A 22,965-nucleotide genomic window follows, 5' to 3' on the forward strand; every position below is an offset into this window, starting at 1 on the left:
CATGCCGCGCCCGCCCATAGTGGCATCTTGGTCGCAGTGGGAGCGGTATTCGTCGCCTGGTCACTTCCTCGCCTTATAGCGGGCATCGGGCGCACCTATCTGTGCGTTCCGAGGAGCCCATGGACAGTTTGCTTTCCCCCGTCAGCGCGTTTGTTTCCGAGCACCAGGCTTGGGCCGGTCCGATCCTTGGGATCCTGACCTTGCTGGAGTCGATGCTCCTGATCGGGGCGTTCGTGCCGGCGACGGCGCTGATGCTGCTGGCTGGCGGCCTGATCGCCAGCGGCGCGCTGGATCCTGTCGAGGTGTTCTTCTGGTGTGTCGCCGGCGCGGTGCTGGGCGACGCCATTTCCTTCCAGATCGGCCGTCAGCTGGGCGCCCGCGCCCTGCGCGATCCGTCGCTGCGTCCGCGTCGCCGCGCCGTGGCCCGCACGCGTCTGTTCGCCCGCCGCTATGGCGTGGTCTCGGTGTTCATCGGACGGTTCTTCGGCCCGCTGCGGGCCTTCGTGCCGGTAATGGTCGGCATGCTGCGGATGCGCAGCTGGGTCTTCCAGCTGGCCAATGTGACCTCGGCCATGCTGTGGGTCGGCGTGCTGCTGGCCCCGGGCTATCTGGCGGCGCGCGGCCTGGCGCTGCTGGAGCTGCAAGGCTGGGTGCTGTGGCTGGTCCTGGGCGGTGGCGCGGTCGTCGTGCTGGGTGGTTCGGCCTTGATCAACGCCCTGCGCCGTCCGGCTCCGCGTCGGCGTCAGCTGGCGCCGACCTTCTAGGGCGAAGAGCCGGCGGACGCACCGCCGGCCCTCGCGATCTCTCTTATTCGGCGTCCCAGGCGTAGGCCTTGTCCAGCCAGTCGCCCAGGCGGCCGTCGGGACGGGCCAGGCCGTGGATCCGCGCCATCTCGTCGGCCGACAACTCGAAGTCGAGGATGTCGAAGTTCTCCTCGATCCGCTTCGGATTGCTGGTGCGCGGGATGGCGATGATCCCCTGCTGGATGATCCAGCGCAGGGTGACCTGGCCCGGCGTCTTGCCGTGGGCCTTGCCGATCTCGACCAGCACCGGATCGTTGGCGATCTTGCCCTGAGCCAGGGGCGACCAGGCGGTGATCGAGGTTCCCAGTTCGTCGGCCTTGGCCTTCAGGGTCTTCAGCGACAGGTAGGGATGGAACTCGACCTGGTCGGTGGCGATCGGGGCTTCCGACAGCTTGCTGGCCTCTTCCAGCAGGGTCGAGGGGAAGTTCGACAGGCCGATGGCGCGGGTCAGGCCGCGCGAACGCACCTCGTTCAGGGCTTTCAGGGTCTCGGCCAGCGGCACTTCAGGCTTGGGCCAGTGCAGCAGCAAGAGGTCGACATGGCCGAGGCCCAGCTTCTCCAGGCTCTTCTCGGCCGAGCGTTGCAGGTCGCCGTCGTGGAACTGGTCGATCCAGACCTTGGTGGTCAGGAAGATGTCGTCGCGCTTGACGCCGCTGTTGCGGATCCCCGCGCCGACGTCGCGCTCGTTGCCATAGATCTGGGCGGTGTCGATGTGGCGGTAGCCGACCTCCAGCGCCTTCTCGACCAGCGGGACGGCCGTGCCGTTCTCCAGCTGCCAGGTGCCGAAACCGAGGGCGGGCATCAGGACGTCGCCCGAGCGGATGGCGGGAACGAGCTTGGACATCAGGGAACTCCGGGGAAAACGGTCAGGCGGATATAGGGGCGGGCCTCTCCAGCGACACCCTGGTGCGAACGCGTAAGAGGAACACGAAGATCAGGGCCACGGCGGCGAAGGCCAGGCTCATCTCGACCATGGTCAGCACCACCGGCGGATAGCCGCGCTTGGCGACGTTCATGAACGGGTACGGATAGAAACCCGACAACGCGCCGTGGACCAGGGTCCAGACGCCGAACAGGGCCGGGAAGGCCATGGCCTTGGCCGCCGCGATCCAGCGCGCTTCGCCGTGTCCGCCGCGCAGGGCGACATCGGCCAGATAGGCCAGCGGCGTGATCGTATGCAGGATGAGATTGGAGACGAAGCGCAGGCCTTGCGGGTTCCACTGGCTGGCCAGCATCGTGTGATAGACGACGGCGGTGATCGTCAGATAGGTCGCGATCGAAGCGCGCGGGCCGCTCTGTTCGGCCCAGACCGCGAACGGGCTGGTCGGCGCGACCAACGGCGCGGTCAGAGCGGCGGCGGCCAGCATGTTCGACAGGATCGTGAAGTAGCTGAAGAACTCGACCGACTTCACGGCCGCCGAGACCAGGGTCTCGTCATAGACCATCAGGCCGTACTGCAGGGCGGGACCGAAGCACGCGACGGCGGCGATCAGGATGCGCCAAGCTTTCATGTGTGCGTCTCGTCCCAGGCTTTCAGGATCTTCTTCGGCGCGGTGGCGCGCCACTGGCGGGTGACCAGCCGTTCGACCGTGCCCGGATGCGCGCCCGCCAGCCGGACCAGGACATAGGGGTAGTTCTTGAAGTGGTCGGTGAAGTGGAAGACGTCCGGCTCGGCCTCGATTAGCATCTCGCGCTCGTCGAACGGCACGGCGGGGCAGACCAGGCTTTCGCCGTCCTCGAACAGGCGGGTCAGGAACTTGCCGTGCGCCTTCAGGCACGGGCGGCTATAGGCGGTCCCGTCCTCGACGCCGGGCAGTTTGAACGCGAAGGCTCTCACGTCTTCGTATGTCATGGGCGTCCTCTCCAACCATGACTATATCTAGCGAATGGACACCGAGAACACCCTGAAGACGCCGGTGCTGGTGCTGGGCGCGACCAGCCTGATCGGCGATCATCTGCTGACCCTGCTCAAGGCCGAGGACCTGAACCCGACGGCGCTGAGCCGTCGGCCGCCGACGCAGGACATCTGCTGGATCGGTGGCGACCTCAAGGACGCCGACCTCGACGAGCGCCTGCCGGTCTCGGCCACGGTGTTCTCGCTGTCGCCGATCTGGCTGCTGGCGCCCGCACTGCCGGCGCTGAAGGCGCGGGGCATGGAGCGCCTGATCGCCTTCTCCTCGACCAGCCGCTTCACCAAGACCGGCTCTCCGGACGCCGGCGAGCGCGCCGTGGCCCAGCAGCTGGCGGATGCGGAAGCCGCGGTCCAGACCTGGTGCGCCGCGCACGGCGTGGCCTGGACCATCCTGCGCCCCACCTTGATCTATGACGAAGGCCACGACGAGAATGTCAGCCGCATCGCTCGCCTGGTGAAGCGCTTTGGCGTCATGCCGCTGTCGGGCAAGGGCGAGGGCCTGCGCCAGCCGGTGCACGCCGCCGACCTGGCCGCCGGCGCCCTGGCCGCGGCCCACGCGCCGGCGACCCGCGACCGCGCCTACGACTTGGTGGGCGGCGAGACGGTGACCTATCGCGTGATGGTCGACCGGGTGTTCGAGGGCCTGGGCAAGCATCCGCGCAGCCTGCCGATGCCGGTGTGGCTGTTTGGCCTGATCATGCGCCTGGCCAAGCCGTTCTATCCCGGCGCGACCACGGCCATGGGCGCGCGGATGGGCCAGGACCTGACGTTCGACAGCTCGGACGCCATGCGCGACTTTGCCTGGAGCCCGCGCAAGTTCCACCCGAAGTTCTAGCCCGCGCCTAGTCCGCGTCTGCCAGCACCATGGCGAACGGCGTCAGCGCGCCGTCCTGCTCGACATAACCGCTGACCAGCTTGCGGTCGGGCGGGATGACGCCCAGGTCGATCTCCTCGCCGGGGAAGACGACGATGCGGCGGTCGCCGATGCAGACCACCAGCTCGTAGCCGTCCAGCGCCCGGCGCGACATGTTCTTGATGTAGGAATAGTACGGCTCGCGCCGCCAGGACGCGGGCTTGCCGGCGTCGACCACCAGGTTCAGGCGCTTGCCGTCGCGGTCGGTGTACATGACGAAGCCGGCCTTGTCGGGCCGCCACTCGGGACCCAGCTTCTCGGACGTGATCCACAGGCACATGAAGCCCCGGCAGGCCGTCGGGCGCAGCTCGTAATTGCCGCAACCGCCGCCCTTCTTGAAGTGCGAGCACCAGACGCCGTCGGCCTTGTCCAGCGCCTCGATCGCCAGGACCTTGCAGCACAGCCCGCACGAGCCGCAGCTCTTGCCGGCGGCGGGTTGGGCGAATTCCAGCTCGCTCATGCCGCGAAGCTCCGCACGACGCCCAGGTCGACATCGCGGTCGGGACGGATCTCATAACCACGCTGGCCGACTAGCACGTTCAGCGTCAGGCCATCGGCGGCGCCGCGCGCGGCCCAGGCGCGCAGGGTGGCGTGGTAGGGGGCCTTGCGCCAGGCTTCGGGGCTGGCCGGATCGACCTCGACCACCATGCGCTGGCCCTGGTCCTCACGGTGCAGGATGAAGCGCGCGCGGTCCGGCCGCCATTCGTCGCCCAGGCCTTCGCTCTTGAGCCAGTAGCAGGCGAAGTCGGCGCAGGCGGTGGGGCGATCGGCATAGATCGCGCAGCCCGACCCTTTCCGGAAATGGCCGCACCAGGCGTGGGGCGGCTTGGCCAGCGCCTCCACGCCCATCAGCTTGCAGCACATGCCGCAACCGCCGCAGCTCTTGTCGCCCATGCCGCCCCTGCCAATGGGTCAATCGTCAGGAGGCGGACATTACGACGCTTGTGTGACGGTTTGATGGGGGAGCCGCGTCAGCCGCTCTTCACGGGCAGGCTGAACGGCTCAGCGCGTAGCGAGCGAACGGCGCTTCCTTGGCCCCGCTCTTGGCGACAATGGTCCAGGTCAGCCGATCGCCGTCGCGCCGCCAGCGGTTGACGAAGGTGGCGTCCGGATAGGCGTAGCTAACGTCGAACCCGCCCGGCAGCGCCGCGCCCTGGCCCACGGCGGTGAAGTCGCCGCCGAAGCTGTCGGACCAGAAGCCGGAGATCGCCGTGGGCGCGCCGTCCTTGGGCGCCGCGCCTTTGCCACCCAGCACCAGGTGGGCGGCGTAGCGGTCCTTGGGATCGGCGGTCGCGTGGCTGTCGGCGTCGACAGTCAGCAGGGTCCCGAGGGCGACCGGGTGGGCGGTGAGGGTGATCTCGACCGCCTTGCCCATCACGTCGCCCGCGCCGCGCCAGCAGCCTTCCAGCGCGCGGACCTCGGCCGGCACAGGGGCCGGCGGCGGATCATCCGCCCAGGCCGCGCCCGCCATCGCCCACGCCAGGACGCTCAACCCCAACACCCGCATGCCCTATTCCACCCCCGTCGCGCTCCAGACGCCCAGCTCATTGCCGGACGGGTCGGTGAAGTGGAAGCGGCGGCCGCCGGGGAAGCTGAAGATCGGGGCAGTGATCACGCCGCCTGCCTTGACCACCTTGTCCAGCATGGCTTCCAGGTCGTTGGCGTACAGGATGACCAGCGGGCGGTCGGTGGCGCCTTCCTGCGGCTTGGTGAAGCCGCCGTCCGCGCCTTGGCCTTCGAAGGCGACATAGTCGGGACCGTAGTCGACGAAGCTCCAGCCGAAGGCGGCCGAATAGAAGCTCTTGGTGGCCGGCAGGTCGCCGCCCGGCCACTCGATATAGTCGATCTTGCCGTCTTCACGCATGGCGCGCTCCTGAAACGATGTTCTCTAATTGTTCTAGTTTGCCGTCAGGGCAGAGTCCAGACGCTGGTGCGCTTGACGGCGAAGTCCTCGAGCTCGCGGGTGGTCTCGACCTGGTACTCGGCCAGCTTCACCAGGTCGTCCTTGCGGAAATAGGTGCGGCCTGGATCGCCGATGAACACGCTGGACCCGGCGGCCCGGCCCTGCCGCAGCCAGTCCATCACCGCCTCGGCCATGGGCTTCTCGTAGCAGATGTCGCCGGCCAGCAGCACGTCGGCGGCCGGCGGTGGAGCGTCCAGCAGGTTGACGTCGGTGAAGTCGACCGCGACGCCGTTGGCCTCGGCGTTCAGGCCCACGGCCGCCTCGCAGAACACGTCGATGTCGGCCGCCAGCACGCTGGTCGCGCCGGCCTTCATGGCCGCGATGGCGACGATGCCCGAGCCGGTGGCGAAGTCGATGACGCGCTTGCCGGCGACGGTCTCGGGATGATCGAGAATGTAGCGCGCCAGGGCCTGGCCGCCGGCCCAGGCGAAGGCCCAGAACGGCGGCGGCAGGCCGATCTCCTCCAGCGCTTCCTCGGTCAGCTTCCAGATCGGGGTGATTTCGTCGGCCAGGTGCAGCGACAGCTCCGGCGCGTGCGGCGTCGGCTGGAAACGCGTGTTGTCGCGGATGAAGGCGCGGCGGCCTTCCAGGGTCTGGACGATCATCGGCCGCTTAGAGCACGGGGCTCGTCAGGCGGCGACCGGTTTGCTCGACGCGGCCTTCAGCACGGTCAGGTAGCCCGGCGCGGTCAGCATGCCGGAGGTCAGACCCTTCTGCTCCAGCAGCCGGTGAGCCATCGGCAAGTTCCAGCACGGGGTGTGCATGAACATGTGGTGCTCGGCGTGGAAATTGACGTGGTAGGGCGCGATCAGGGCGCGCTCGAGCCAGTTGGCGTTGGTGGTGCGGGCGTGGCGGAACGGGTCGGGCTCGTCCTTGGCCACCAGGGCGTGCTCGGCGATGTTGCGCAGGCGGGTGACCAGCGGGAACCAGGTGGCCATCGGCACGATCCAGAGGGCCAGCCACGCCCACCAGAGACCGAAGGCGCTGAGCACGACGAGGATACCCAGGTTCCACAGCAGGAATGGCTTCTGCCGCGCCACCTCGCCGGCGAAGATCGCGCCTTTCGGCTGCCCAATGGACTTCGAGCCCTTCATCTTGCCGAGGAGCGGCCCGAACCGCTGCTTGAAGAAGGTCTGGCCCGTCAGGTCGCGGATGATCTTGCGCCGCAGGCTCGCCCGCGTGGTCGGGAAGGGCGCCGACAGGATCAGGTCCGGGTCTTCGGCCTGCTGGGCGAACTTGTGGTGGGTCAGGTGATAGGGGCGATAGCTGGCCAGCGAGGCCCCGGTCGGCGCGGCGCACAGCCACTCGCCCAGCCAGTCATTGACCTTGAGGTTGGGGTGCAGGCCCCCGTGCGCGGCCTCGTGCATCAGGATCGCCAGGCCCAGCTGCCGCGCGCCGATCAGCATCACGGCCAGGACATAGGTCAGCGGATTGGGGAAGAAGACGAACAGCGCGCCGGCGGCGAGGATCACGGCCCAGGCGTGGGCGACCATCGCGACGCCACGCCAGGACGAACGCGCGGAAATTCGCGTCCATTCGTCGGGCGTGAACAGGTCCTGCGGCTTGACGCGAGGGGCTACGGCCATGGAACGATCATCGCACATTCAGCTTAGGGCTGACAGGATGACCCGACGTCACATTTGGAGCCGCCCATGCGCCGACTGATCCCCGCCCTCGTTCTGACCGCCGTCTGCGCCGCTGTCGCTGCGCCCGCCGCCGCCGCCAGCTTCGACTGCCGCAAGGCCCGGACCTCGGACGAGAAGGCGATCTGCGCCAACCGCGACCTCAATGACCAGGACGTGCGGATGGACCAGCTGTACGGCATCACCCGCCACCTGGTGCCGATGGGCGGTCGCGGCGCGATCATGGACGATCAGCGGGCGTGGCTGCAGGCCCGCAAGCAGTGCGGCGCCAACCAGGCCTGCCTGAAGCGCAGCTATGACGGCCGCATCCGCCAACTGAACACGGTCATGGACCGCGTCTATAGCCAGGGTCCTTTCTAAGAGGTCCCCTTCCTCGCGAGGAAGGGGTGGCTAGAAGCTGACGCCCGGCTTCCACAGCCCCGCGACCAGGGCCGCGAAGACGATCAGGCCGGCGATGGCGTTGGACTTGAAGAGCTTCAGCGCCGCCGGGCCGTCGTCCACGCGGACGGCGGCCGCTTGGCGCGACAGGTGCAAAGCAAACAGGGCCGCCAGCGGCAGGAACAGCGGGCCGATGTTGCCGACCCAACCGGCCGCGACCAGCAGGCAGAACGAGGCCAGGTAGAAGCCGGCCACGCCGATCTGGAGGTGCTGGCCCAAACGCCGGGTCGACGACTTGATGCCGGCCAGGGCGTCGTCCTCGATGTCCTGAATGGCGTAGATCGTGTCGTAGCCCAGGGTCCAGAAGATGCCCGCCGCATAGAGCAGGGCGGCCGACCACGACAGATGATGGGTGGCGGCGGCGTAGCCCAGCAGGGCGCCCCAGTTGAAGGTCAGGCCCAGCCAGGCCTGGGGCCACCAGGTGATCCGCTTCATGAACGGATAGCCGGCCACCAGGCCCAGCGACAGCACGCCCAGCCCGATCGCCACCCAGCCCAGGGTGAGCAGGATCAAGAGGCTGACCAGGCTGCAGCCGACCAGGAACATCCAGGCCTGCTTCACCGTGATCAGTCCGGCCGGGATCGGGCGCATGGCGGTGCGGGCCACCTGGGCGTCGAAGTCGCGGTCGACGATGTCGTTGAACGCGCAGCCGGCCGCCCGCATCAGGGCCGCGCCGATAAACACCGCCAGCAGCAGCAGCGGATTGGGCCAGTGGCCCTGTTCGGCGGCGGCCAGGGCGATGCCTTGCCAGCCGGGCAGCATCAGCAGCCAGATCCCCGCCGGCCGATCGAACCGGCCCAGCTTCAGCCAGGGGCGAAGTCCCACGGGCGCGTGGCGGTCGACCCAGTTGGTGGCGGCGGCGTCGGGCAGGATGGCGGTGGTCGTCATGGGGCGAGGCTTACCGCGCGAGCCGAAAGACGTCCTATAGGGAAGATCGATCCTCTCGAGAGAAATGATCAATTGGATTTATCTCGCCTCAACGGCGAAGGTCCTCCTGCAAGCCATTCTCAGGAGCGACAGCCATGACCACCACCGCCATTCGCCTGTCCGGCTGGAGTCTGTTGATCGCGGGCGTCGGGGCCGGGATCGTCCTGCCGCATCCGGTGACCACCACCCTGTGGACCGCCGCCGCCAAGCTGTTCGCGCGCACCGGCGACCACAAGATGGTCCGCCGCCTGACCGCCGCGACCAAGTTCGGCCCGAAGATCCGCCGGGGCCTGGACGGCCGTCCCGCCCGTCGCATCGGCGGGGTGGCCGAGGCGTTCTGAGGCTTCCGGCCGCCGCGCCGAAGCGGTAGCGTCTGCGAATGAGTCTCAAGCCCCGCCGCAAGCGCCGCGACCTGACCCGCGTGGAGCGCTGGGCGCTGGACGGCCTGGGCGGCGCGCTGTTCGCCACCGGCGCGGTCGGGGCGTTCGTTCCCGGCATGCCGACCACGGTGTTCTGGATCGGCGCGGTGCTGTGCTTCCTCAAGACCCGCCCCCACGCCGTGCGCCCGATGCTGCGCGTACCGGTGATCGGGCCGGCGATCCGCTGGTTCCTGCGCTGGCGACCCTTCGGCGGCGGACGCAAGCGCAAGCGGAAGGGCTGACGGGGCGGGTGAAAATCCCTATCTAGCCGCCCATGACCGACGTGATCGAGGATGAAGACGAAACCGGCGCCCGCAAGCGCGCGCTGTCGAACCGCCAGGTGCTGGCCTTCGTGGCCCGCTTCTGGAAGCGGCGGCCGGTGCTGTTCGGCTTCGGCGTCACCCTGACCCTGGTGGCGATCGCCTTCGACCTGGCGCTGCCCTACGCCTCGGGCCACCTCGTGGACACCGTGACCAGCAAGCCGCGCGGCGACGTCGGGGCCTGGCAGGCCCTGGGCGCCTTCGTTGGCGTCTATTTCGCCTTCGCGATCATCCGCAACATCGCCCACCGGTTCTGGATCCCGCTGGCGGCTCGGAACATGGAGGAGATGACCAACGAGGGTTTCGCCAAGGTGCAGGCCTTCTCGTCGGACTGGCACGCCGACAGCTTCGCCGGCGCGACGGTGCGCAAGCTGACCCGCGCCATGTGGGGCTATGACAGCGTCACCGACGCGGTGACCATCTGGCTGGGGCCGGGCATCATCGTGCTGGTCGGCCTGTCGATCGGCATGCTGCTGCGCCAGCCGCTGGCCGGCGTGATCTCGCTGGTCGTCGTCGTGGCCTATCTGTCGGTGAACCTGTGGATCACCGAGCGTTATGTGCGGCCCAGCAACCTGCGCTCCAACGCCCTGGACTCGCAGATCGGCGGGGCCCTGGCCGACGCCGTGACCTCCAACCCGACCGTCAAGAGCTTCGGCGCCGAGCAGCGCGAGGCCGCGCGCCTGGCCGAGGTCACCGCCGCCTGGCGCGACGCGGTGATGGTCACCTGGAGCCGCTTCACCGACGTCTGGCTGGGCCAGAACCTGCTGCTGGTGGTGCTGCAAGCGGGCCTGACCGGCGCGATGGTCTGGGGCTGGGCGCAAGGCACGGCCACGCCTGGTGACGTGGCCTTCGCCATCACCGCCTTCATGCTGATGAGCGGCTACCTGCGGAACCTGGGCGAGAACATCCGCATGCTGCAGAAGGGCATCGACGACACCGAGGACGTCGCGGCCTGGACGCGCTTGCAGCCGCAGATCGCCGACGCGCCCGGCGCGCCGGACTTCAAGCCCGGTCCCGGAGCCATCGAGTTCAAGGACGTGACCTTCCGCTACAAGGCCGCCGGCGCGCCGCTGTACGACCACTTCTCCTTGAAGATCGCGCCGGGCGAGCGGGTGGCCCTGGTCGGGCCGACGGGTTCGGGCAAGTCGACCTTCGTCAAGCTGGTCCAGCGCCTGCACGACCTGCAGGACGGGGCGATCGTCATCGACGGCCAGGACGTCTCGGCCGTGGCCCAGGCGTCCCTGCGCCGCGCCATCGCGGTGGTGCCGCAGGACCCGGCGCTGTTCCACCGGTCCCTGCTCGAGAACATCGCCTATGGACGCCCTGGCGCGACCCGCGAGGAGGTTGAAGCCGCCGCCAGGAAGGCCAAGGCCCACGAGTTCATCCTGCGCCTGCCCCAGGGCTACGACACCCTGGTCGGCGAGCGGGGCGTCAAGCTGTCGGGCGGCGAGCGCCAGCGCGTGGCCATCGCCCGCGCCTTCCTGGCCGACGCGCCGATCCTGGTGCTGGACGAGGCCACCTCGTCGCTGGACGTCGAGACCGAGGGCCAGGTCCAGGCCGCCGCCGAGGCGCTGATGGAGGGCCGGACCACGATCGTCATCGCTCACCGCCTGTCGACCGTGCGTGGCGCCGACCGCATCCTGGTCTTCCAGGGCGGCCGCGTTGTCGAGGAAGGCCGCCATGCCGACCTCGCGGCCGGCGGCGGGGTCTATGCCCGGCTGAACGCGATCAGCGCGGGGGTGGCTTAGAAACTTCCAGCGTGACCAGCGCGTCCTTGAGCGGCGGCGCGGGCGCCGCGCAGCCGTCGCCAGCCGGGACCACGGCCAGCCGCTGGTCGCCGACGATGAGGTCCTGCCGAGGCCTGGGCTCGGCCAGGCTCACCGTTCCGGCCTTCAGGGCCGCGTCGATGTCGACGCCGGGGCAGATCCCGTTGGCTTGGGCCATCCGCCGCCAGCCGCGGTCGCCGGACTTGAAGATGTCGAGCACCGAACCGCTGGCCAGCAGCACCTCCTCGGCTCCGTCGCCGTCGATGTCCATCATCAGGGCCGAGCAGCGCATGCCGGCGAACAGGCAGGTCGAATCCGAGCCGGCGGCGGTCCAGTCCTGGTCGCGGAAGCTGGCGGGCAGGGTCTTGCCGGCGGGATAGACCGTCATGTTGGCGAAGTCGGGCCCGCGCTTGGTCGGCGCGTAGGTCTTTTCCTTCTGGGCCAGGGCCTCGCTGGCGCGCTTGGCGATTTCGGCCTTGGGGCTGGCCTTCAGCCGCTCCAGCGCATCGCGCCCGTAGCGACCGCTCTCGAAGCGGAGGAACTGGAAGTCGAACTTCTCCGCCGAGACCTTGTCCGCCGCCAATCGCTTGACCTGGCTGGCGACCGACAGGCGCGCCGGATCGGCGATCGGGGTGAACAGGGCGATCAGCAGCAGCACCGAGACGACGGCCATGATCAGGTTGGTCGGCTCCAGCGGCTTCATCCAGGGCGCAGGCCGCAGGGCGGCCAGGGTGTAGCCGGCGGTGAAGCCGACCGCGACCACCAGATAGGCGGCGGCGAAGACCCGGTCGGGCGTCAGCCCATACTGCTCGATGCGCAGCCACAGGGCGTACGCGGCCAGGACGACGATCGGGATCAGCAGCAGGCTGGCGGCGCGTGCGGCCCAGCGCAGGATCGCGTGCGGCGGCTCGCCCCCGTCCTGGTAGGCAGCGTTGATCAGGATGATCAGAGCGGCGGCGGCGGCCAGCAGCAGGGCGGCGGCGGCCTTGGTGCCCCACAGCGGGGCCAGGCCGGTGAAGGGCAGGGTGGCCAGGAAGCCGCCGGCGATCACCACCATCAGGGGCAGCAGCCAGGCCAGCAGGACCAGGGCGACGGTCCGCACGCCGCGCACCAGGCCGGCGCGCGCCTCGGTCAGCTGCACGGCCATGTGGACGGCGGCGGCGAACATCAGGCCGGTGGCCGGGAAGGCGAAGGCCGTCTCGCCGATCAGCTTCTGGATGGCCTCGATGCCGATCAGCTTGAACAGGGCGGCGGCCAGGAACAGCAGCAGCCAGAAGGCGCCGGTGAAGGCCAGCGACAGGAACAGCCGCACGGCGTTGGTGCACGCCAGGTCGAAATAGTCCGCGTACGGGGCTACCGGCTTGCGGACGGCCTCGGCGGGCTGGACCAAGTGGTGGGCGATGAACAGCAGGGCGGCCACGGCGATGAACAGCGGCGGCGACAGCGGTCCCGCGCCCAGGCGATCGGGACCCGCGCCGGTCCAAGCGGCATGGACGGCCAGGATCGTCGCCAGCGCGGCGGCGATCAGGCTCCAGGCGATCAGCGCCGGCCGCCGCATGGCCGACAGCGCCGCCAGCGGGATCATCGGGACCATCAGGGCGCAGATCAGCAGCGGCGCGTACAGCATCGGCTGGGTCGCCGGCCAGGCCTTCGACTCGTCGGCCTTCTGCAGCAGGAACAGCACGATCCCCTGGGCGAGGCCGATCGCCAGCCGCGTGGCGGCGGCGGTGCGAACCTGTTTAGCGTCGTCCATGGAGCCTCCCGTTTGCCGGCACAGCATCACGGTAACGCGCGGTTGTGAAGCTGAGTGTCGGGAAGGGGCCTTTTCGAACGTCCTTGGTCGCGGTCAGATGACCGCGTCCTGCGAGGATCCCGCGATGATGAAACCGCCCGCCGCCTCGATCGACGACTATCTGGAGAAGCTGCCGCCTGATCAGCGCCAGGCGCTGGAGACCCTGCGCGGCCAGATCCGCGCGCTGGCGCCAGAGGCCGAGGAAGCGATCAGCTACGGCCTGCCGACCTTCAAGCTGAAGGGAAACCTGGTGCACTTCGGCGCGGCGGCCAAGCACTGCGCCTTCTATCCGGGCGCGCTGATCGCTGAGTTCGCCGATCGGCTGGAAGGCTTCGAGACCGCCAAGGGCACGATCCGCTTCCAGCCCGAGACGCCGCTGCCGCCGGACCTGATCGCCGACATCGTCCGGCATCGCATCGCCCAGAACGAAGCGATCGCGGCGGAGAGGGCGGCGAAGAAGAAGCGCTAGCGGGCCAGCCGCCCGTCCTCCAGCGCCGCCGGTTCGAACGAGAAGATGACGCTGGGGTCGGGCTTGGCCACGCCCTTGACCAGCTTCTTGTCGCCGGCCGCGTGCAGCAGCCAGCGGATGACGTTGAGGCGGGCGGCCTTCTTGTGGTCGGCGCGGACGCAGATCCACGGCGAGACATCGCTGTGGGTGCGCATGAACATCTCGTCGCGGGCCTTGGTGTAGTCGTCCCACTTGTCCTGGGCGACCTTGTCCAGGTCACTGGTCTTGAAGGCCTTCAGCGGATCCTCGCGGCGGGCCTTCAGGCGCTCGGCCTGCTCCTCGCGGCCGATGTCGAGCCAGAATTTCACATACCGCAGGCCGTTCTCGACCAGCATCCGTTCGAAGGCCGGCACATCGCGCAGGAACTGCTCCTGCTGCTCAGGCGTGGAGAAGCCCATGACCCGCTCGACCCCGGCGCGGTTGTACCAGGAGCGGTTGAAGATCACCGCCTCGCCGCAGGCCGGCAGGTAGTCGACATAGCGCTGGAAGTACCACTCGCTGCGTTCGCGCTCGGTGGGTTTGGGCAGGGCGACGACGGTGGTGGCGCGCTTGGACAGGTGCTCGGTGACCCGGGCGATCGTGCCGTCCTTGCCGGCCGAGTCGCGGCCTTCGAAGATCACCAGGATCTTGTCGCCGTCCTTGATGGCCTTCTTCTGCAGGGCGATCAGGGCCAACTGCAGCTGCATCAGCTCGTTTTCGTAGTCGTCGGACTTGCTCATAATCCGACCCTACCCCCGGAAAGTCGAGTTGCGCTAGAAGGACGAAATGATCCGTCTTTTCGTTCCCAACGATCTCTCCGCCGGGGCCGGCGTCGTCCCGTCCGTCGACCAGTCGCGCTACCTGACCTCGGTCATGCGCCAGGTGGTCGGCGATGAAGTCCTGCTGTTCAACGGCCGTGACGGCGAGTGGCGGGCGACCATCATCGAGTCGACCAAGCGCGGCTGCCTGCTCAAGGCCGAGGAGCAGACCCGGCCGATGGAGCTCGGTCCGGACCTCGACTTGATCATCGCCATGGTCAAGCGCAGCCGAGTCGAGACCATCGTCGAGAAGGCCGCCGAGCTGGGCGCGCGCCGGGTGCGGCTGACCACGACGCGACGCACCAATGTCGACTTCGTCAAGCTGGGTCGCCTCGACGCCATCGCCATGGAGGCCGCCGAGCAGACCGGCCGCCTGGACGTGCCCGAGGTCGCCGATCCCGAGAAGCTGGACAAGATCCTCGACGCCTGGGACCCGGCCCGCCGCCTGGTCTTCTGCGACGAGGGCGGCGACGCCAAGCCCGCCATCGAAGCCCTGGCCGGAACCGGCGCGCCGGCGGCCATCCTGATCGGTCCCGAAGGCGGGTTCGCGCCCGAGGAACGCGAGCGGCTGCGGGCGCTTTCCTTCGTCACGCCGGTGTCTCTGGGCCCGCGCATCCTGCGCGCTGACACGGCCGCCATCTCCGCGATGACGCTGTGGCAGGCTGCGGCCGGCGACTGGCGTTAGCATTTAAGGCGAAGGTCGCCTCTTGAGGTTCGCAAAGAAAACGCCCAACTGGGGCGTCACCGAGTATCGCCGTCGGCGGAGAGCATGGGCCCTCTCCACCCTCAGCATCGCAACCCCTGGGGAGGGACGGCTTGCATGGCCGACACCGCTAGCGTCCAAGAGCGTCAACTGACGCTCGCCGATCTGACCGACTATTTCGCCCGCGGGTCCAAGCCCAAGGAGGCCTTCCGCGTGGGGGCCGAGCACGAGAAGTTCGGCTTCTACCTGGGCTCGCACGACCCTGTTCCGTACGAAGGCGACAAGGGCGTCCACGCCCTGCTGACCGGGCTGCAGCGCTTCGGCTGGAAGCCCGTCATGGAAGGCGAGGTCATCATCGGCCTGGAGCGCAACGGCGCCAATGTCAGCCTGGAGCCGGGCGGCCAGTTCGAGCTGTCGGGCGCGCCGCTGGCGACCATGCACGACATCTGCGAGGAGACCGGCCAGCATCTGGACGAGGTCAAGACCGTCGCCGACGAACTGGGCCTGGGCTTCACGGGCCTGGGCTTCTCGCCCGTGTGGACACGCGCGCAAGTGCCGATCATGCCCAAGGGCCGGTACGTGATCATGCGCAACTACATGCCCAAGGTCGGCAACCTGGGCCTGGACATGATGCTGCGCACCTGCACGGTGCAGGCCAATCTCGACTTCTCCAGCGAAGCCGACATGGTCGCCAAGTTCCGCATGAGCCTGGCCCTGCAGCCGATCGCCACGGCGCTGTTCGCCAATTCTCCGTTCACGGAAGGCAAGCCGAACGGCTTCCTCTCGGCCCGCGCCAACGTCTGGACCGACACCGACCCGAACCGCACGGGCCTGCTGGACTTCGTGTTCGAGGACGGCTTCGATTTCGAGCGTTACGCCCGCTATGCCCTCGACGTGCCGATGTATTTCGTCAAGCGCGGCGACAAGTATATCGACGTCGCCGGCCGCTCGTTCCGCGACTTCATCGAGGGCAAGCTGCCCGAGCTGCCGGGCGAGATCGCCACGATGAAGGACTTCGCCGACCACACGACGACGGCGTTCCCGGAAGTGCGCCTGAAGACCTATCTGGAAATGCGCGGCGCCGACGCCGGCCCGTGGAGCCGTCTGTGCGCCCTGCCAGCGCTGTGGACCGGCGTGTTCTATGACGACGCCGCGCTCGCGGCGGCCTGGGACCTCTGCAAGGACTGGTCGCGGGAGGACCGCGAAGGCCTGCGCCGCGATGTGCCGAAGCTGGGCCTGAAGGCTCAGGTCGCCGGCCGCACCGCGCAGGACGTGGCCAAGGACTTCGTCGCCATCGCCAAGTCCGGCCTGAAGAACCGCGCCCACATCAACGGCGGTTTCCTGGACGAGACCATCTATCTGGGCGAGCTGGAACAGATCGCCGACAGCGGGATCACCCCGGCTGAGAAGCTGCTGTCGCTGTACAACGGTGAATGGCAGGGCGACATCAGCCGCGTCTTTACCGACTGCGCCTACTAGGCGAGCGTTTCAACTTAAGGGCCGGGAAAAACCTCGCCCTGGTCGACCCACCCCGTTATGTAGCTGACATACATAACGGGGTTTCGAATGCTGTTCCGATCCATGCTGCTGGCCGGTTCTCTCCTGGCTGGCGTCGCTCACGCCCAAACCGCGACCACTGACGACGTCTACGCCCTGGGCGAGGTCCGGGTGACCGCGCGGGGCAGCGATGGCGGGCTGATCGGCGGCTCGGTGATCAAGGGCGAGGATCTTCGCAAGTTCGACAAGATCAGCGTCGACCAGGCGCTGGACCTGATCCCCGGCGCCTCGGCGGGCAACAGTGGCGGTTCGCGCAATGAGCGGCTGGTGTTCATTCGGGGCTTCGACCGCTTCCAGACCACCCTGTCGATTGATGGCGTGCGGGTGTTCCTGCCGGCCGACAACCGCATCGACTTCGCGCGTTTCCTCACCGCCGACCTCTCGGAAGTGCAGGTGTCGAAGGGCTATGTCTCGGTCCTCGACGGTCCCGGCGGGATCGGCGGCGCGATCAATCTGGTGACCCGCACGCCCCAGGCCCCGTTCGAAGGCGAAATCCGCCTCGGCGCGGGCTTCGACGCCGACGGCTCGCTGAACAGCAACGCGATCTCGGGCCGGGTCGGCGGCCGCACTGAGCACTTCTACGCCCAGTTGAGCGGCGCGCGGAACGAGCGCACCCACTGGGCCCTGCCGGACGGCTATCGCCCCACCACCCTGGAGAACGGCGGCTATCGCGACCACTCCGACAGCGAGGACTGGCGGGTCAACGCCAAGGTCGGCTTCACCCCGCGCGAAGGCGACGACTACTCGCTGACCTTCACCCGCCAGGAGGGCTCGAAGAACGCGCCGTTCCACGTCACCGACACGGCCAGCACCCGCTACTGGACCTGGCCCTACTGGAACATCGACAGCCTGGCCCTGCTGACCCGCACCCAGATCGCCGAGCACGCCTGGCTGAAGACCCGCTTCTATCGCAACACCTTCGAGAACGGCCTGTTCTCGTACGACAACGCCCGCCAGAACACCCAGACCCTGGGGCGGTCGTTCCGGTCCTACTACGATGACGTCGCCTATGGCGGGAACGTCGAGCTGGGCGTCCAGCTGACCCCCAGCAACACCCTGAAGGCCGCCGCCTTCTATCGCCGCGACGAGCATGTCGAGTGGCAGACCAGCTACGCGCCGCCGCTGACCGAGCCGCGCCAGACCACGACCGAGGACACCACCTCGATCGCTCTGGAAGACACCCAGAGCTTCGGCAAGGACGTCGACCTGGTGGTGGGCGTCTCGCGCGACCATCGCGATCTGTCGATGGCCCAGGACTTCAATACCAATGTGCTGGTGGCCTATCCGTTGACCAGCGACAGCGCCTGGAACGGCCAGGCGGCGCTGGTCTGGCGTCCGACCGACACCGCCCAGCTGCACGCCAGCGTCTCATCGCGCACCCGCTTCCCGACCCTGTTCGAGCGGTTCAGCTCGCGCTTCGGCACGGCGATCCCCAATCCGAACATCAAGGCCGAGCGGGCGGTGAACTACGAGGTCGGCGCGCGCGGCGACATCACGCCGTTCATCACGGTCGAGGGGGCGGTGTTCTACAGCGACGTCCGCGACGCTCTGATCGCGATTCCGGTCGCCCTGGGCGCGCCGTTCGGCACGGTCAGCCAGACCCGCAATGTCGGCGACGGCGAATATTACGGCGCTGAGGCCTCGGTGACCGCGCGCGTGACGCCCAAGCTGACCCTGGGCGGCAACTACACCTATCTGCACCGTGACTTCACCGACCCGACCAACGCCGCGTTCCGGCCGCAGGGCGTGCCGACCCACAAGCTCTTTGCCTACGCCGACTGGCAGGTCGCCGAGCGCCTGACCCTGACCCCCAGCGTCGAGGCCGCCTCCAAGCGCTGGACGGTGACGTCCAGCAGCCTGATCACGCCGGTCCGCTACTACCGCACCGGGGCCTATGTGCTGGCGGCCCTGACGGCGCGGGTGCAGGTGACGCAGAAGATCGACGTCCAACTGTCGGCCCGCAATCTGCTGGACCAGAAGTACCAGCTGGTCGACGGTTTCCCCGAGGAAGGCCGCAACTTCCGCGCCGACCTGCGGGTCAAGTTCTAGGAGAGATCCCGATGCGCCTGACCGTTCTCGCTGCTCTGGCTATTCTGGCCACGCCGTTCGCCGCCTCGGCCCAGATGGCGCCCGCGGCGCCTGCCGCCGCCTGCGCCGCCATGGACAAGGAGCTGCCGGCCGAACTGACCGCCTGGACTGCCAAGAAGGACCTGACCGCCGCCAAGGGCGTGGCGGATCTCGACAAGGCCGTGCTGACGCCGGGCCAGGCCTTCGTCGCCACGCTCGCCCCGACGCCGGACGTGACCTACATCGTCCAGCCGGAAAAGCCGGGCGGCACGGTCAGCAAGGGCGGGCTGTTCGCGATCGATATCGCGACGGCGGGGACCTACACCATCGCGCTGGGCACGGGCGCCTGGATCGATGTGCTGAAGGGCGACTCTGCTCAGCGCTCGACGGGCCACGGTCGCGGTCCGGCCTGCACCACCCTGCGCAAGATGGTCAGCTTCGACCTGCAGCCGGGGCGTTATGTCGTGCAGATCTCGGCCAATGCCGAGGCCGCTCTGCCGATCATGGTCGCGGCCAAGCCCTGACATGAAACTGGGGGCGGTCAGCACGGCGCTGGGGCTGATCGGCGCCCTGTGCCTGCTGGCCGCCTTCACGCCAGGTCTGGCCCAGAAACCGGCCTCGGAGGTACGGGTCGAGTTGGGCCGGCGACTGTTCTACGACGCCGACCTGTCGATCGACGGCACCATGGCTTGCGCCACCTGCCACGAGCAGCACCACGGCTTCACCGACGGCAACGTCACCCGTCCGGGCGTCCATGGCGATCCGGGGCGGCGTAACATCCAGACCCTGGCCAATGTCGGGACCTTCGCCAGCCTGACCTGGGGCGACCCGCGCATGACCCGGCTGGAGGACCAGGCCCTGATCCCGATCGCCGGGACCACGCCGGTCGAGATGGGCTTCCACGGCCAGGAGAAGGTGCTGGAAGACCGTATCGGCGGCCAGGCCTGCTATCGCAAGCTGTTCGCCGCCGCGTTTCCGGGCCAGGCGGTGAACATGGGAACGATCACCAAGGCCCTGGCGGCGTTCCAGCGGACGATGGTGTCCAGAGACGCGCCCTACGACCGCAAGAAACGCGGCGAGGCGGTCGATACGTCGATCGAGGCCGTGCGGGGCGAGAAACTGTTCTTCGGCAAGGCCGGCTGTGCGGCTTGCCACGCTGCGCCGGACTTCACCGACGCGACCGGCCCCAATGCCTTCCACCGCATCGACCTGCCGTTCTCCGGCGACCAGGGGCTGGGCGAGATCACCGGCAAGGCCGCCGACAACGGCAAGTTCCGCACGCCGTCGCTGCGCAATATCGGGATCAGCGGCCCCTACCTACACGACGGCTCGGCCCGCACCCTGGCGGGCGCGATCCGGCGGCATCGGATGGCGACGGGTCTGAAGGACGGCGAGGTCGAGGACCTCTCCGCATTCCTGCGCACGCTGACCGACGACCGCTTCGTCGCCGATCCGCGCTTTTCGCTGCCGAAGACCTCGTGCGAGGCCGATGCGGCGAAGCTCTAGAAGAGCGCCCGCACGCCGGCGATGACGCCGACCCACAGGGTGATGGTCGCCGCCAGGGCGAACAGTCGGCCCCAGGCGAGCTTGCGCTGAGGTTGGGTGGTCGTCGCGTGAACAGCGTCCGTCCGATAGGAGACGTAGGCCATGGTTTCCTCCGCGCCCCTCTGATGGGAGCTAGACCGGTATGGTCACGCTCCCAGCGGTTAACGCGGGCTTAAGCCCGGTTTTGCGGCTCGGTCGGCGGCCAGTGCTCGGCCTGGCTGGAGCCCGAACCGCTGTCGGTGTGCTGGATCACGGTGTCCACGTTCAGCGCGGCCTTGGTCTCGGCGGCGGTCAGTTCGCCGAGCTGGAACTCGACATGCTCGGGATAGAAGGCCACGCGATTGGCGATACTGCCGACCGCCGCGTAGGGGTCCTCGTAGGACCACACCGCGTTCTCGATCAGCTGGGCGTCGCGATAGATGGTGAAGTAGCTGGCGTCGCCCTTGTAGGGGCAGTGGGTGACCTTGTCGGTCCGCCGCAGGAAGGCCATGCGCACGTCGTCGCGCGGGAAGTAGTAGACGGCCGGATAGCTGGCTTCTTTCAAGACCAGCACGTCGTCGCTGTCGGCGATCTCGTGACCCTCGAACAGCACCCGCACCGTGTTGGGCGATTGGGTGATGGTGATGGGGTGGCTCTCGTCGGGGATCTTCATCGGGGGCTCCCGCCTGAATGGGTTCCTGATGCAAACGCATAGGTAGACCGCCAAGCTTCAAGTCCTAGATCGGAACGCCAAACCCGTCCGGCAAGCCGTTGCTTGTGAAACGGTCGAGCGCGTGATCTTCTCCCCGCCAAATTGGGGCAGGCGGGATGATTTGGCCGACGGGGGTCGGTTTCTCGCCACTCGTCACGTTTCAAGGCTAGCGTATGAACATCGTTATCGCCGGCGGTATCCTGGTCACGCTCGTGACCGGCATCCCCGTCCTGCTCCAACTTCTGAAGGGCCATCCGCGCGGCCTGATCATCTGCTTCCTGGCCGAGATGTGGGAGCGCTTCTCCTACTACGGCATGCGCGGCCTGCTGATCTTCTACCTGACCCAGCACTTCCTGTTCGACCCCAAGGTCGCCAGCGGCCACTACGGCTCCTACACCTCGCTGGTCTATATCGTGCCCCTGCTGGGCGGCTTCCTGGCGGACCGCTATCTGGGCACCCGCAAGGCGGTGGCGTTCGGCGCGATCCTGCTGGTGGCCGGCCACCTGGCCATGGCCGTCGAAGGCCAGCCGGCCGTCCAGACCCTGACCTATGCCGGCCAGACCTACGAGTTCAAGGCCGACGGCCGGGGCGAGGAGCGGGTGGCCAAGATGATCGTGGCGGGCAAGCCCTACGACGTCACGGCGACCGAGGCAGGCGACTTCACGATCAAGAACCTGCCGGCCGACGCGGGCCTGCCCGCCGTACTGCCCAAGGGCGCGTACAAGCTGGACGTCAAAGACCGCGACCCGATGTACCTGAACATCTTCTGGCTGGCCCTGTCGCTGATCATCGTCGGCGTGGGCTTCATGAAGTCGAACGTCGCGGCCCTGGTCGGGCAGCTCTATCCGCAGGGCGATCCGCGCCGGGATCCGGGCTTCACCCTCTACTATTTCGGCATCAACCTGGGCTCGTTCTGGGCCTCGATCCTGTGCGGCATCCTGGGCGTCAATGTCGGCTGGTGGGCAGGCTTCGGCGCCGCTGGCCTCGGCATGCTGGCCGGCTTCGTGATCTTCGTGCTGGGCAAGCCCTGGCTGCTGGGCCGCGGCGAGCCGCCGGAAGGCGCGAAGCTTAAGGAGAAGGTCGCCGGCCCCATCACCCGCGAGGTGGTGATCTACGGCGTCTCGCTGCTGGCCGTGGCGGCGGTGTTCCTGGTCGTCCAGCGCACCCCGGTGGTCAACGTCACCCTGCTGGCCGGCATGTTCGGCTCGCTGGGCTACATCCTGTGGTTCGCCTTCGCCAAGTGCGAGAAGGTCGAGCGTGAGCGCCTCTTGCTGGCCACGGTGCTGGTGCTGGGCGCGGTGGTGTTCTGGACCCTGTTCGAACAGGCCGGCTCGTCGCTGAACCTGTTCGCGGCCACCAACGTCAACCTGACCCTGATCTCCAAGCCGGTCGAGTGGTTCGGCGGCTCGGTGGTGCTGGGCTCGCCGGCCCAGCTGACCGCCGCCGGCATCTCGACGGTCGGCAAGTTCTGGGTCAACACCGACTTCAACGCCGCCCAGACCCAGGCCATCAACGCCGGCTGGATCCTGATCTTCGCCCCGGTCTTCGCCGCCTTGTGGACGGTGCTGACCGCGCGCGGGATGAACCCCAACCCGATGATCAAGTTCGGCCTGTCGCTGATCCAGGTCGGGGCGGGTTTCCTGATCCTGCTGGTCGGCGCCCAGTTCGCCGACGGCGCCTTCAAGATGCCGCTGATCTTCCTGGTGCTGATGTACATGCTGCACACCGGCGGCGAGATGTGCATGTCGCCGGTCGGCCTGTCGCAGATGACCAAGCTGTCGCCGCTGCACATGGTCTCGTTCGTGATGGCCGTCTGGTACATGGCTCTGGCCATGGCCAACCTGTTCGGCGGCTGGATCGCCGCCATCGCCGCGACCGAGACCATCGGCGGTCAGGTCCTGAACCCCGCCGCCGCCATGGCCCAGTCGCTGCTGGTCTTCAAGGTCATCGGCCTGGCCGCCATCGGCCTGGGCGTGCTGTTCCTGATCCTGTCGCCGTTCCTCAAGAAGTGGTCGCACGGCGCCGACGAGACTGATCCGCAGCCCATCGCGGACTCGACCGTTACGGGCCAAGCCTAGGCCCACATGAAAGAAGGGCCCCGGCGGCTTGCCCGGGGCCCTTCACGAGGCGTGGAGGGGCCACGCCTCACCTTCGGGTGGGACGGTCTCGGGGGTGGCTCAAACCGCCCGAGACCGTTTCCG

Annotated in this window: 27 protein-coding genes; 13 read left to right on the top strand and 14 right to left on the bottom strand. The window is 68.3% G+C overall.

Going from position 1 to position 22,965, the window contains the following annotated elements:
• Window positions 1-119: 119 nt before the first annotated feature.
• Window positions 120-764 (top strand): DedA family protein, encoded by a 645-nt coding sequence (locus AC07NF_RS08205; protein ID WP_494633576.1) that lies wholly within the window; start codon window positions 120-122, stop codon window positions 762-764.
• A 43-nt stretch (window positions 765-807) separates the two neighbouring features.
• Here the strand turns inward: AC07NF_RS08205 and AC07NF_RS08210 are convergent, their stop codons facing one another.
• Genes AC07NF_RS08210 through AC07NF_RS08220 form a run of 3 tightly spaced genes read right to left on the bottom strand, consistent with a single transcriptional unit; the run spans window position 808 to window position 2,655 of the window.
• Complete coding sequence (locus AC07NF_RS08210) at window positions 808-1,647, bottom strand: aldo/keto reductase (RefSeq protein ID WP_494633578.1); 840 nt, start codon at window positions 1,645-1,647, stop codon at window positions 808-810.
• A gap of 22 nt (window positions 1,648-1,669) precedes the next feature.
• Window positions 1,670-2,314, bottom strand: a complete 645-nt coding sequence (locus AC07NF_RS08215) for a Pr6Pr family membrane protein (protein ID WP_492813740.1) — start codon at window positions 2,312-2,314, stop codon at window positions 1,670-1,672.
• Window positions 2,311-2,655 carry an MmcQ/YjbR family DNA-binding protein gene (locus AC07NF_RS08220; RefSeq protein WP_492813741.1) on the bottom strand — a complete coding sequence of 115 codons (345 nt, stop codon included), beginning with the start codon at window positions 2,653-2,655 and terminating at the stop codon, window positions 2,311-2,313. The genes AC07NF_RS08215 and AC07NF_RS08220 overlap by 4 nt, the downstream gene beginning before the upstream one ends.
• A gap of 34 nt (window positions 2,656-2,689) precedes the next feature.
• Here AC07NF_RS08220 and AC07NF_RS08225 point away from each other — a divergent pair, with 34 nt between their 5' ends.
• Window positions 2,690-3,550 (top strand): SDR family oxidoreductase, encoded by an 861-nt coding sequence (locus tag AC07NF_RS08225; protein ID WP_494633581.1) that lies wholly within the window; start codon window positions 2,690-2,692, stop codon window positions 3,548-3,550.
• Window positions 3,551-3,557: 7 nt separating this feature from the next.
• On the opposite strand, the gene AC07NF_RS08230 is transcribed toward AC07NF_RS08225, so the two are convergent.
• The 6 genes from AC07NF_RS08230 to AC07NF_RS08255 form a co-directional block, all read right to left on the bottom strand.
• Window positions 3,558-4,088 (bottom strand): CxxCxxCC domain-containing protein, encoded by a 531-nt coding sequence (locus tag AC07NF_RS08230; RefSeq protein ID WP_494633583.1) that lies wholly within the window; start codon window positions 4,086-4,088, stop codon window positions 3,558-3,560.
• Entirely contained in the window at window positions 4,085-4,522 is a 438-nt protein-coding gene (locus tag AC07NF_RS08235) for a YkgJ family cysteine cluster protein (protein ID WP_494633584.1), read from the bottom strand. The genes AC07NF_RS08230 and AC07NF_RS08235 overlap by 4 nt, the downstream gene beginning before the upstream one ends.
• Before the next feature lie 88 nt (window positions 4,523-4,610).
• Window positions 4,611-5,135, bottom strand: a complete 525-nt coding sequence (locus AC07NF_RS08240) for a hypothetical protein (RefSeq protein ID WP_494633585.1) — start codon at window positions 5,133-5,135, stop codon at window positions 4,611-4,613.
• Window positions 5,136-5,138: 3 nt separating this feature from the next.
• Window positions 5,139-5,492 carry a VOC family protein gene (locus tag AC07NF_RS08245; protein ID WP_454758387.1) on the bottom strand — a complete coding sequence of 118 codons (354 nt, stop codon included), beginning with the start codon at window positions 5,490-5,492 and terminating at the stop codon, window positions 5,139-5,141.
• Between the two features lie 44 nt (window positions 5,493-5,536).
• Window positions 5,537-6,196 carry a class I SAM-dependent methyltransferase gene (locus tag AC07NF_RS08250; RefSeq protein ID WP_494633588.1) on the bottom strand — a complete coding sequence of 220 codons (660 nt, stop codon included), beginning with the start codon at window positions 6,194-6,196 and terminating at the stop codon, window positions 5,537-5,539.
• 24 nt (window positions 6,197-6,220) lie between these two features.
• Complete coding sequence (locus tag AC07NF_RS08255) at window positions 6,221-7,177, bottom strand: fatty acid desaturase family protein (protein WP_494633590.1); 957 nt, start codon at window positions 7,175-7,177, stop codon at window positions 6,221-6,223.
• A 66-nt stretch (window positions 7,178-7,243) separates the two neighbouring features.
• Here AC07NF_RS08255 and AC07NF_RS08260 point away from each other — a divergent pair, with 66 nt between their 5' ends.
• Window positions 7,244-7,594, top strand: coding sequence for a lysozyme inhibitor LprI family protein (locus AC07NF_RS08260; protein ID WP_494633592.1), 351 nt, complete (start codon window positions 7,244-7,246; stop codon window positions 7,592-7,594).
• Between the two features lie 30 nt (window positions 7,595-7,624).
• On the opposite strand, the gene ubiA is transcribed toward AC07NF_RS08260, so the two are convergent.
• Window positions 7,625-8,560, bottom strand: coding sequence for a 4-hydroxybenzoate octaprenyltransferase (gene ubiA, locus AC07NF_RS08265; protein WP_494633594.1), 936 nt, complete (start codon window positions 8,558-8,560; stop codon window positions 7,625-7,627).
• Window positions 8,561-8,694: 134 nt separating this feature from the next.
• On the opposite strand from ubiA, the gene AC07NF_RS08270 reads away from it, so the two are divergent.
• The 3 genes from AC07NF_RS08270 to AC07NF_RS08280 are packed head-to-tail and all read left to right on the top strand — an operon-like array spanning window position 8,695 to window position 11,086.
• Window positions 8,695-8,940 carry a hypothetical protein gene (locus AC07NF_RS08270; RefSeq protein WP_494633596.1) on the top strand — a complete coding sequence of 82 codons (246 nt, stop codon included), beginning with the start codon at window positions 8,695-8,697 and terminating at the stop codon, window positions 8,938-8,940.
• Window positions 8,941-8,978: 38 nt separating this feature from the next.
• A complete protein-coding gene (locus AC07NF_RS08275) occupies window positions 8,979-9,260 on the top strand; it encodes a DUF454 family protein (protein WP_494633597.1) in 282 nt (93 codons plus the stop codon).
• Window positions 9,261-9,292: 32 nt separating this feature from the next.
• Window positions 9,293-11,086, top strand: a complete 1,794-nt coding sequence (locus AC07NF_RS08280) for an ABC transporter ATP-binding protein (protein ID WP_494633599.1) — start codon at window positions 9,293-9,295, stop codon at window positions 11,084-11,086.
• Here AC07NF_RS08280 and AC07NF_RS08285 read toward each other — a convergent pair.
• Entirely contained in the window at window positions 11,067-12,857 is a 1,791-nt protein-coding gene (locus AC07NF_RS08285; RefSeq protein WP_494633600.1) for a DUF4153 domain-containing protein, read from the bottom strand. The genes AC07NF_RS08280 and AC07NF_RS08285 overlap by 20 nt on opposite strands.
• 124 nt (window positions 12,858-12,981) lie before the next feature.
• Between AC07NF_RS08285 and AC07NF_RS08290 the strand changes: the two genes are divergently transcribed.
• Window positions 12,982-13,365, top strand: a complete 384-nt coding sequence (locus AC07NF_RS08290; protein WP_494633602.1) for an iron chaperone — start codon at window positions 12,982-12,984, stop codon at window positions 13,363-13,365.
• Here AC07NF_RS08290 and ppk2 read toward each other — a convergent pair.
• Window positions 13,362-14,123, bottom strand: a complete 762-nt coding sequence (ppk2, locus tag AC07NF_RS08295; RefSeq protein WP_494633604.1) for a polyphosphate kinase 2 — start codon at window positions 14,121-14,123, stop codon at window positions 13,362-13,364. The genes AC07NF_RS08290 and ppk2 overlap by 4 nt on opposite strands.
• Window positions 14,124-14,169: 46 nt before the next feature.
• Here ppk2 and AC07NF_RS08300 point away from each other — a divergent pair, with 46 nt between their 5' ends.
• The 5 genes from AC07NF_RS08300 to AC07NF_RS08320 all read left to right on the top strand — a co-directional run bounded on the left by AC07NF_RS08300 (window position 14,170) and on the right by AC07NF_RS08320 (window position 20,034).
• A complete protein-coding gene (locus AC07NF_RS08300) occupies window positions 14,170-14,886 on the top strand; it encodes a 16S rRNA (uracil(1498)-N(3))-methyltransferase (protein ID WP_494633606.1) in 717 nt (238 codons plus the stop codon).
• Window positions 14,887-15,021: 135 nt separating this feature from the next.
• Window positions 15,022-16,383: a glutamate--cysteine ligase gene (locus AC07NF_RS08305; protein ID WP_494633607.1), complete on the top strand. Its 1,362-nt coding sequence runs from the start codon at window positions 15,022-15,024 to the stop codon at window positions 16,381-16,383.
• Between the two features lie 87 nt (window positions 16,384-16,470).
• A complete protein-coding gene (locus AC07NF_RS08310; RefSeq protein ID WP_494633609.1) occupies window positions 16,471-18,510 on the top strand; it encodes a TonB-dependent receptor plug domain-containing protein in 2,040 nt (679 codons plus the stop codon).
• An 11-nt stretch (window positions 18,511-18,521) separates the two neighbouring features.
• Window positions 18,522-19,052, top strand: coding sequence for a homogentisate 1,2-dioxygenase (locus AC07NF_RS08315; RefSeq protein WP_494633611.1), 531 nt, complete (start codon window positions 18,522-18,524; stop codon window positions 19,050-19,052).
• A gap of 1 nt (window position 19,053) precedes the next feature.
• Window positions 19,054-20,034, top strand: coding sequence for a cytochrome-c peroxidase (locus tag AC07NF_RS08320; protein WP_494633613.1), 981 nt, complete (start codon window positions 19,054-19,056; stop codon window positions 20,032-20,034).
• Here AC07NF_RS08320 and AC07NF_RS08325 read toward each other — a convergent pair.
• Both AC07NF_RS08325 and AC07NF_RS08330 read right to left on the bottom strand, forming a co-directional pair.
• Window positions 20,031-20,177: a hypothetical protein gene (locus AC07NF_RS08325; protein ID WP_494633615.1), complete on the bottom strand. Its 147-nt coding sequence runs from the start codon at window positions 20,175-20,177 to the stop codon at window positions 20,031-20,033. The two genes, AC07NF_RS08320 and AC07NF_RS08325, sit on opposite strands and share 4 nt — an antisense overlap.
• 68 nt (window positions 20,178-20,245) lie before the next feature.
• On the bottom strand, window positions 20,246-20,725 hold the full coding sequence (locus AC07NF_RS08330) for a DUF427 domain-containing protein (RefSeq protein ID WP_494633617.1): 480 nt from the start codon (window positions 20,723-20,725) through the stop codon (window positions 20,246-20,248).
• A 212-nt stretch (window positions 20,726-20,937) separates the two neighbouring features.
• Here AC07NF_RS08330 and AC07NF_RS08335 point away from each other — a divergent pair, with 212 nt between their 5' ends.
• Window positions 20,938-22,842 carry a peptide MFS transporter gene (locus tag AC07NF_RS08335; RefSeq protein ID WP_494633619.1) on the top strand — a complete coding sequence of 635 codons (1,905 nt, stop codon included), beginning with the start codon at window positions 20,938-20,940 and terminating at the stop codon, window positions 22,840-22,842.
• Window positions 22,843-22,965: the final 123 nt, after the last annotated feature.

This window comes from Caulobacter sp. GW821-FHT10A06, assembly GCF_059415805.1.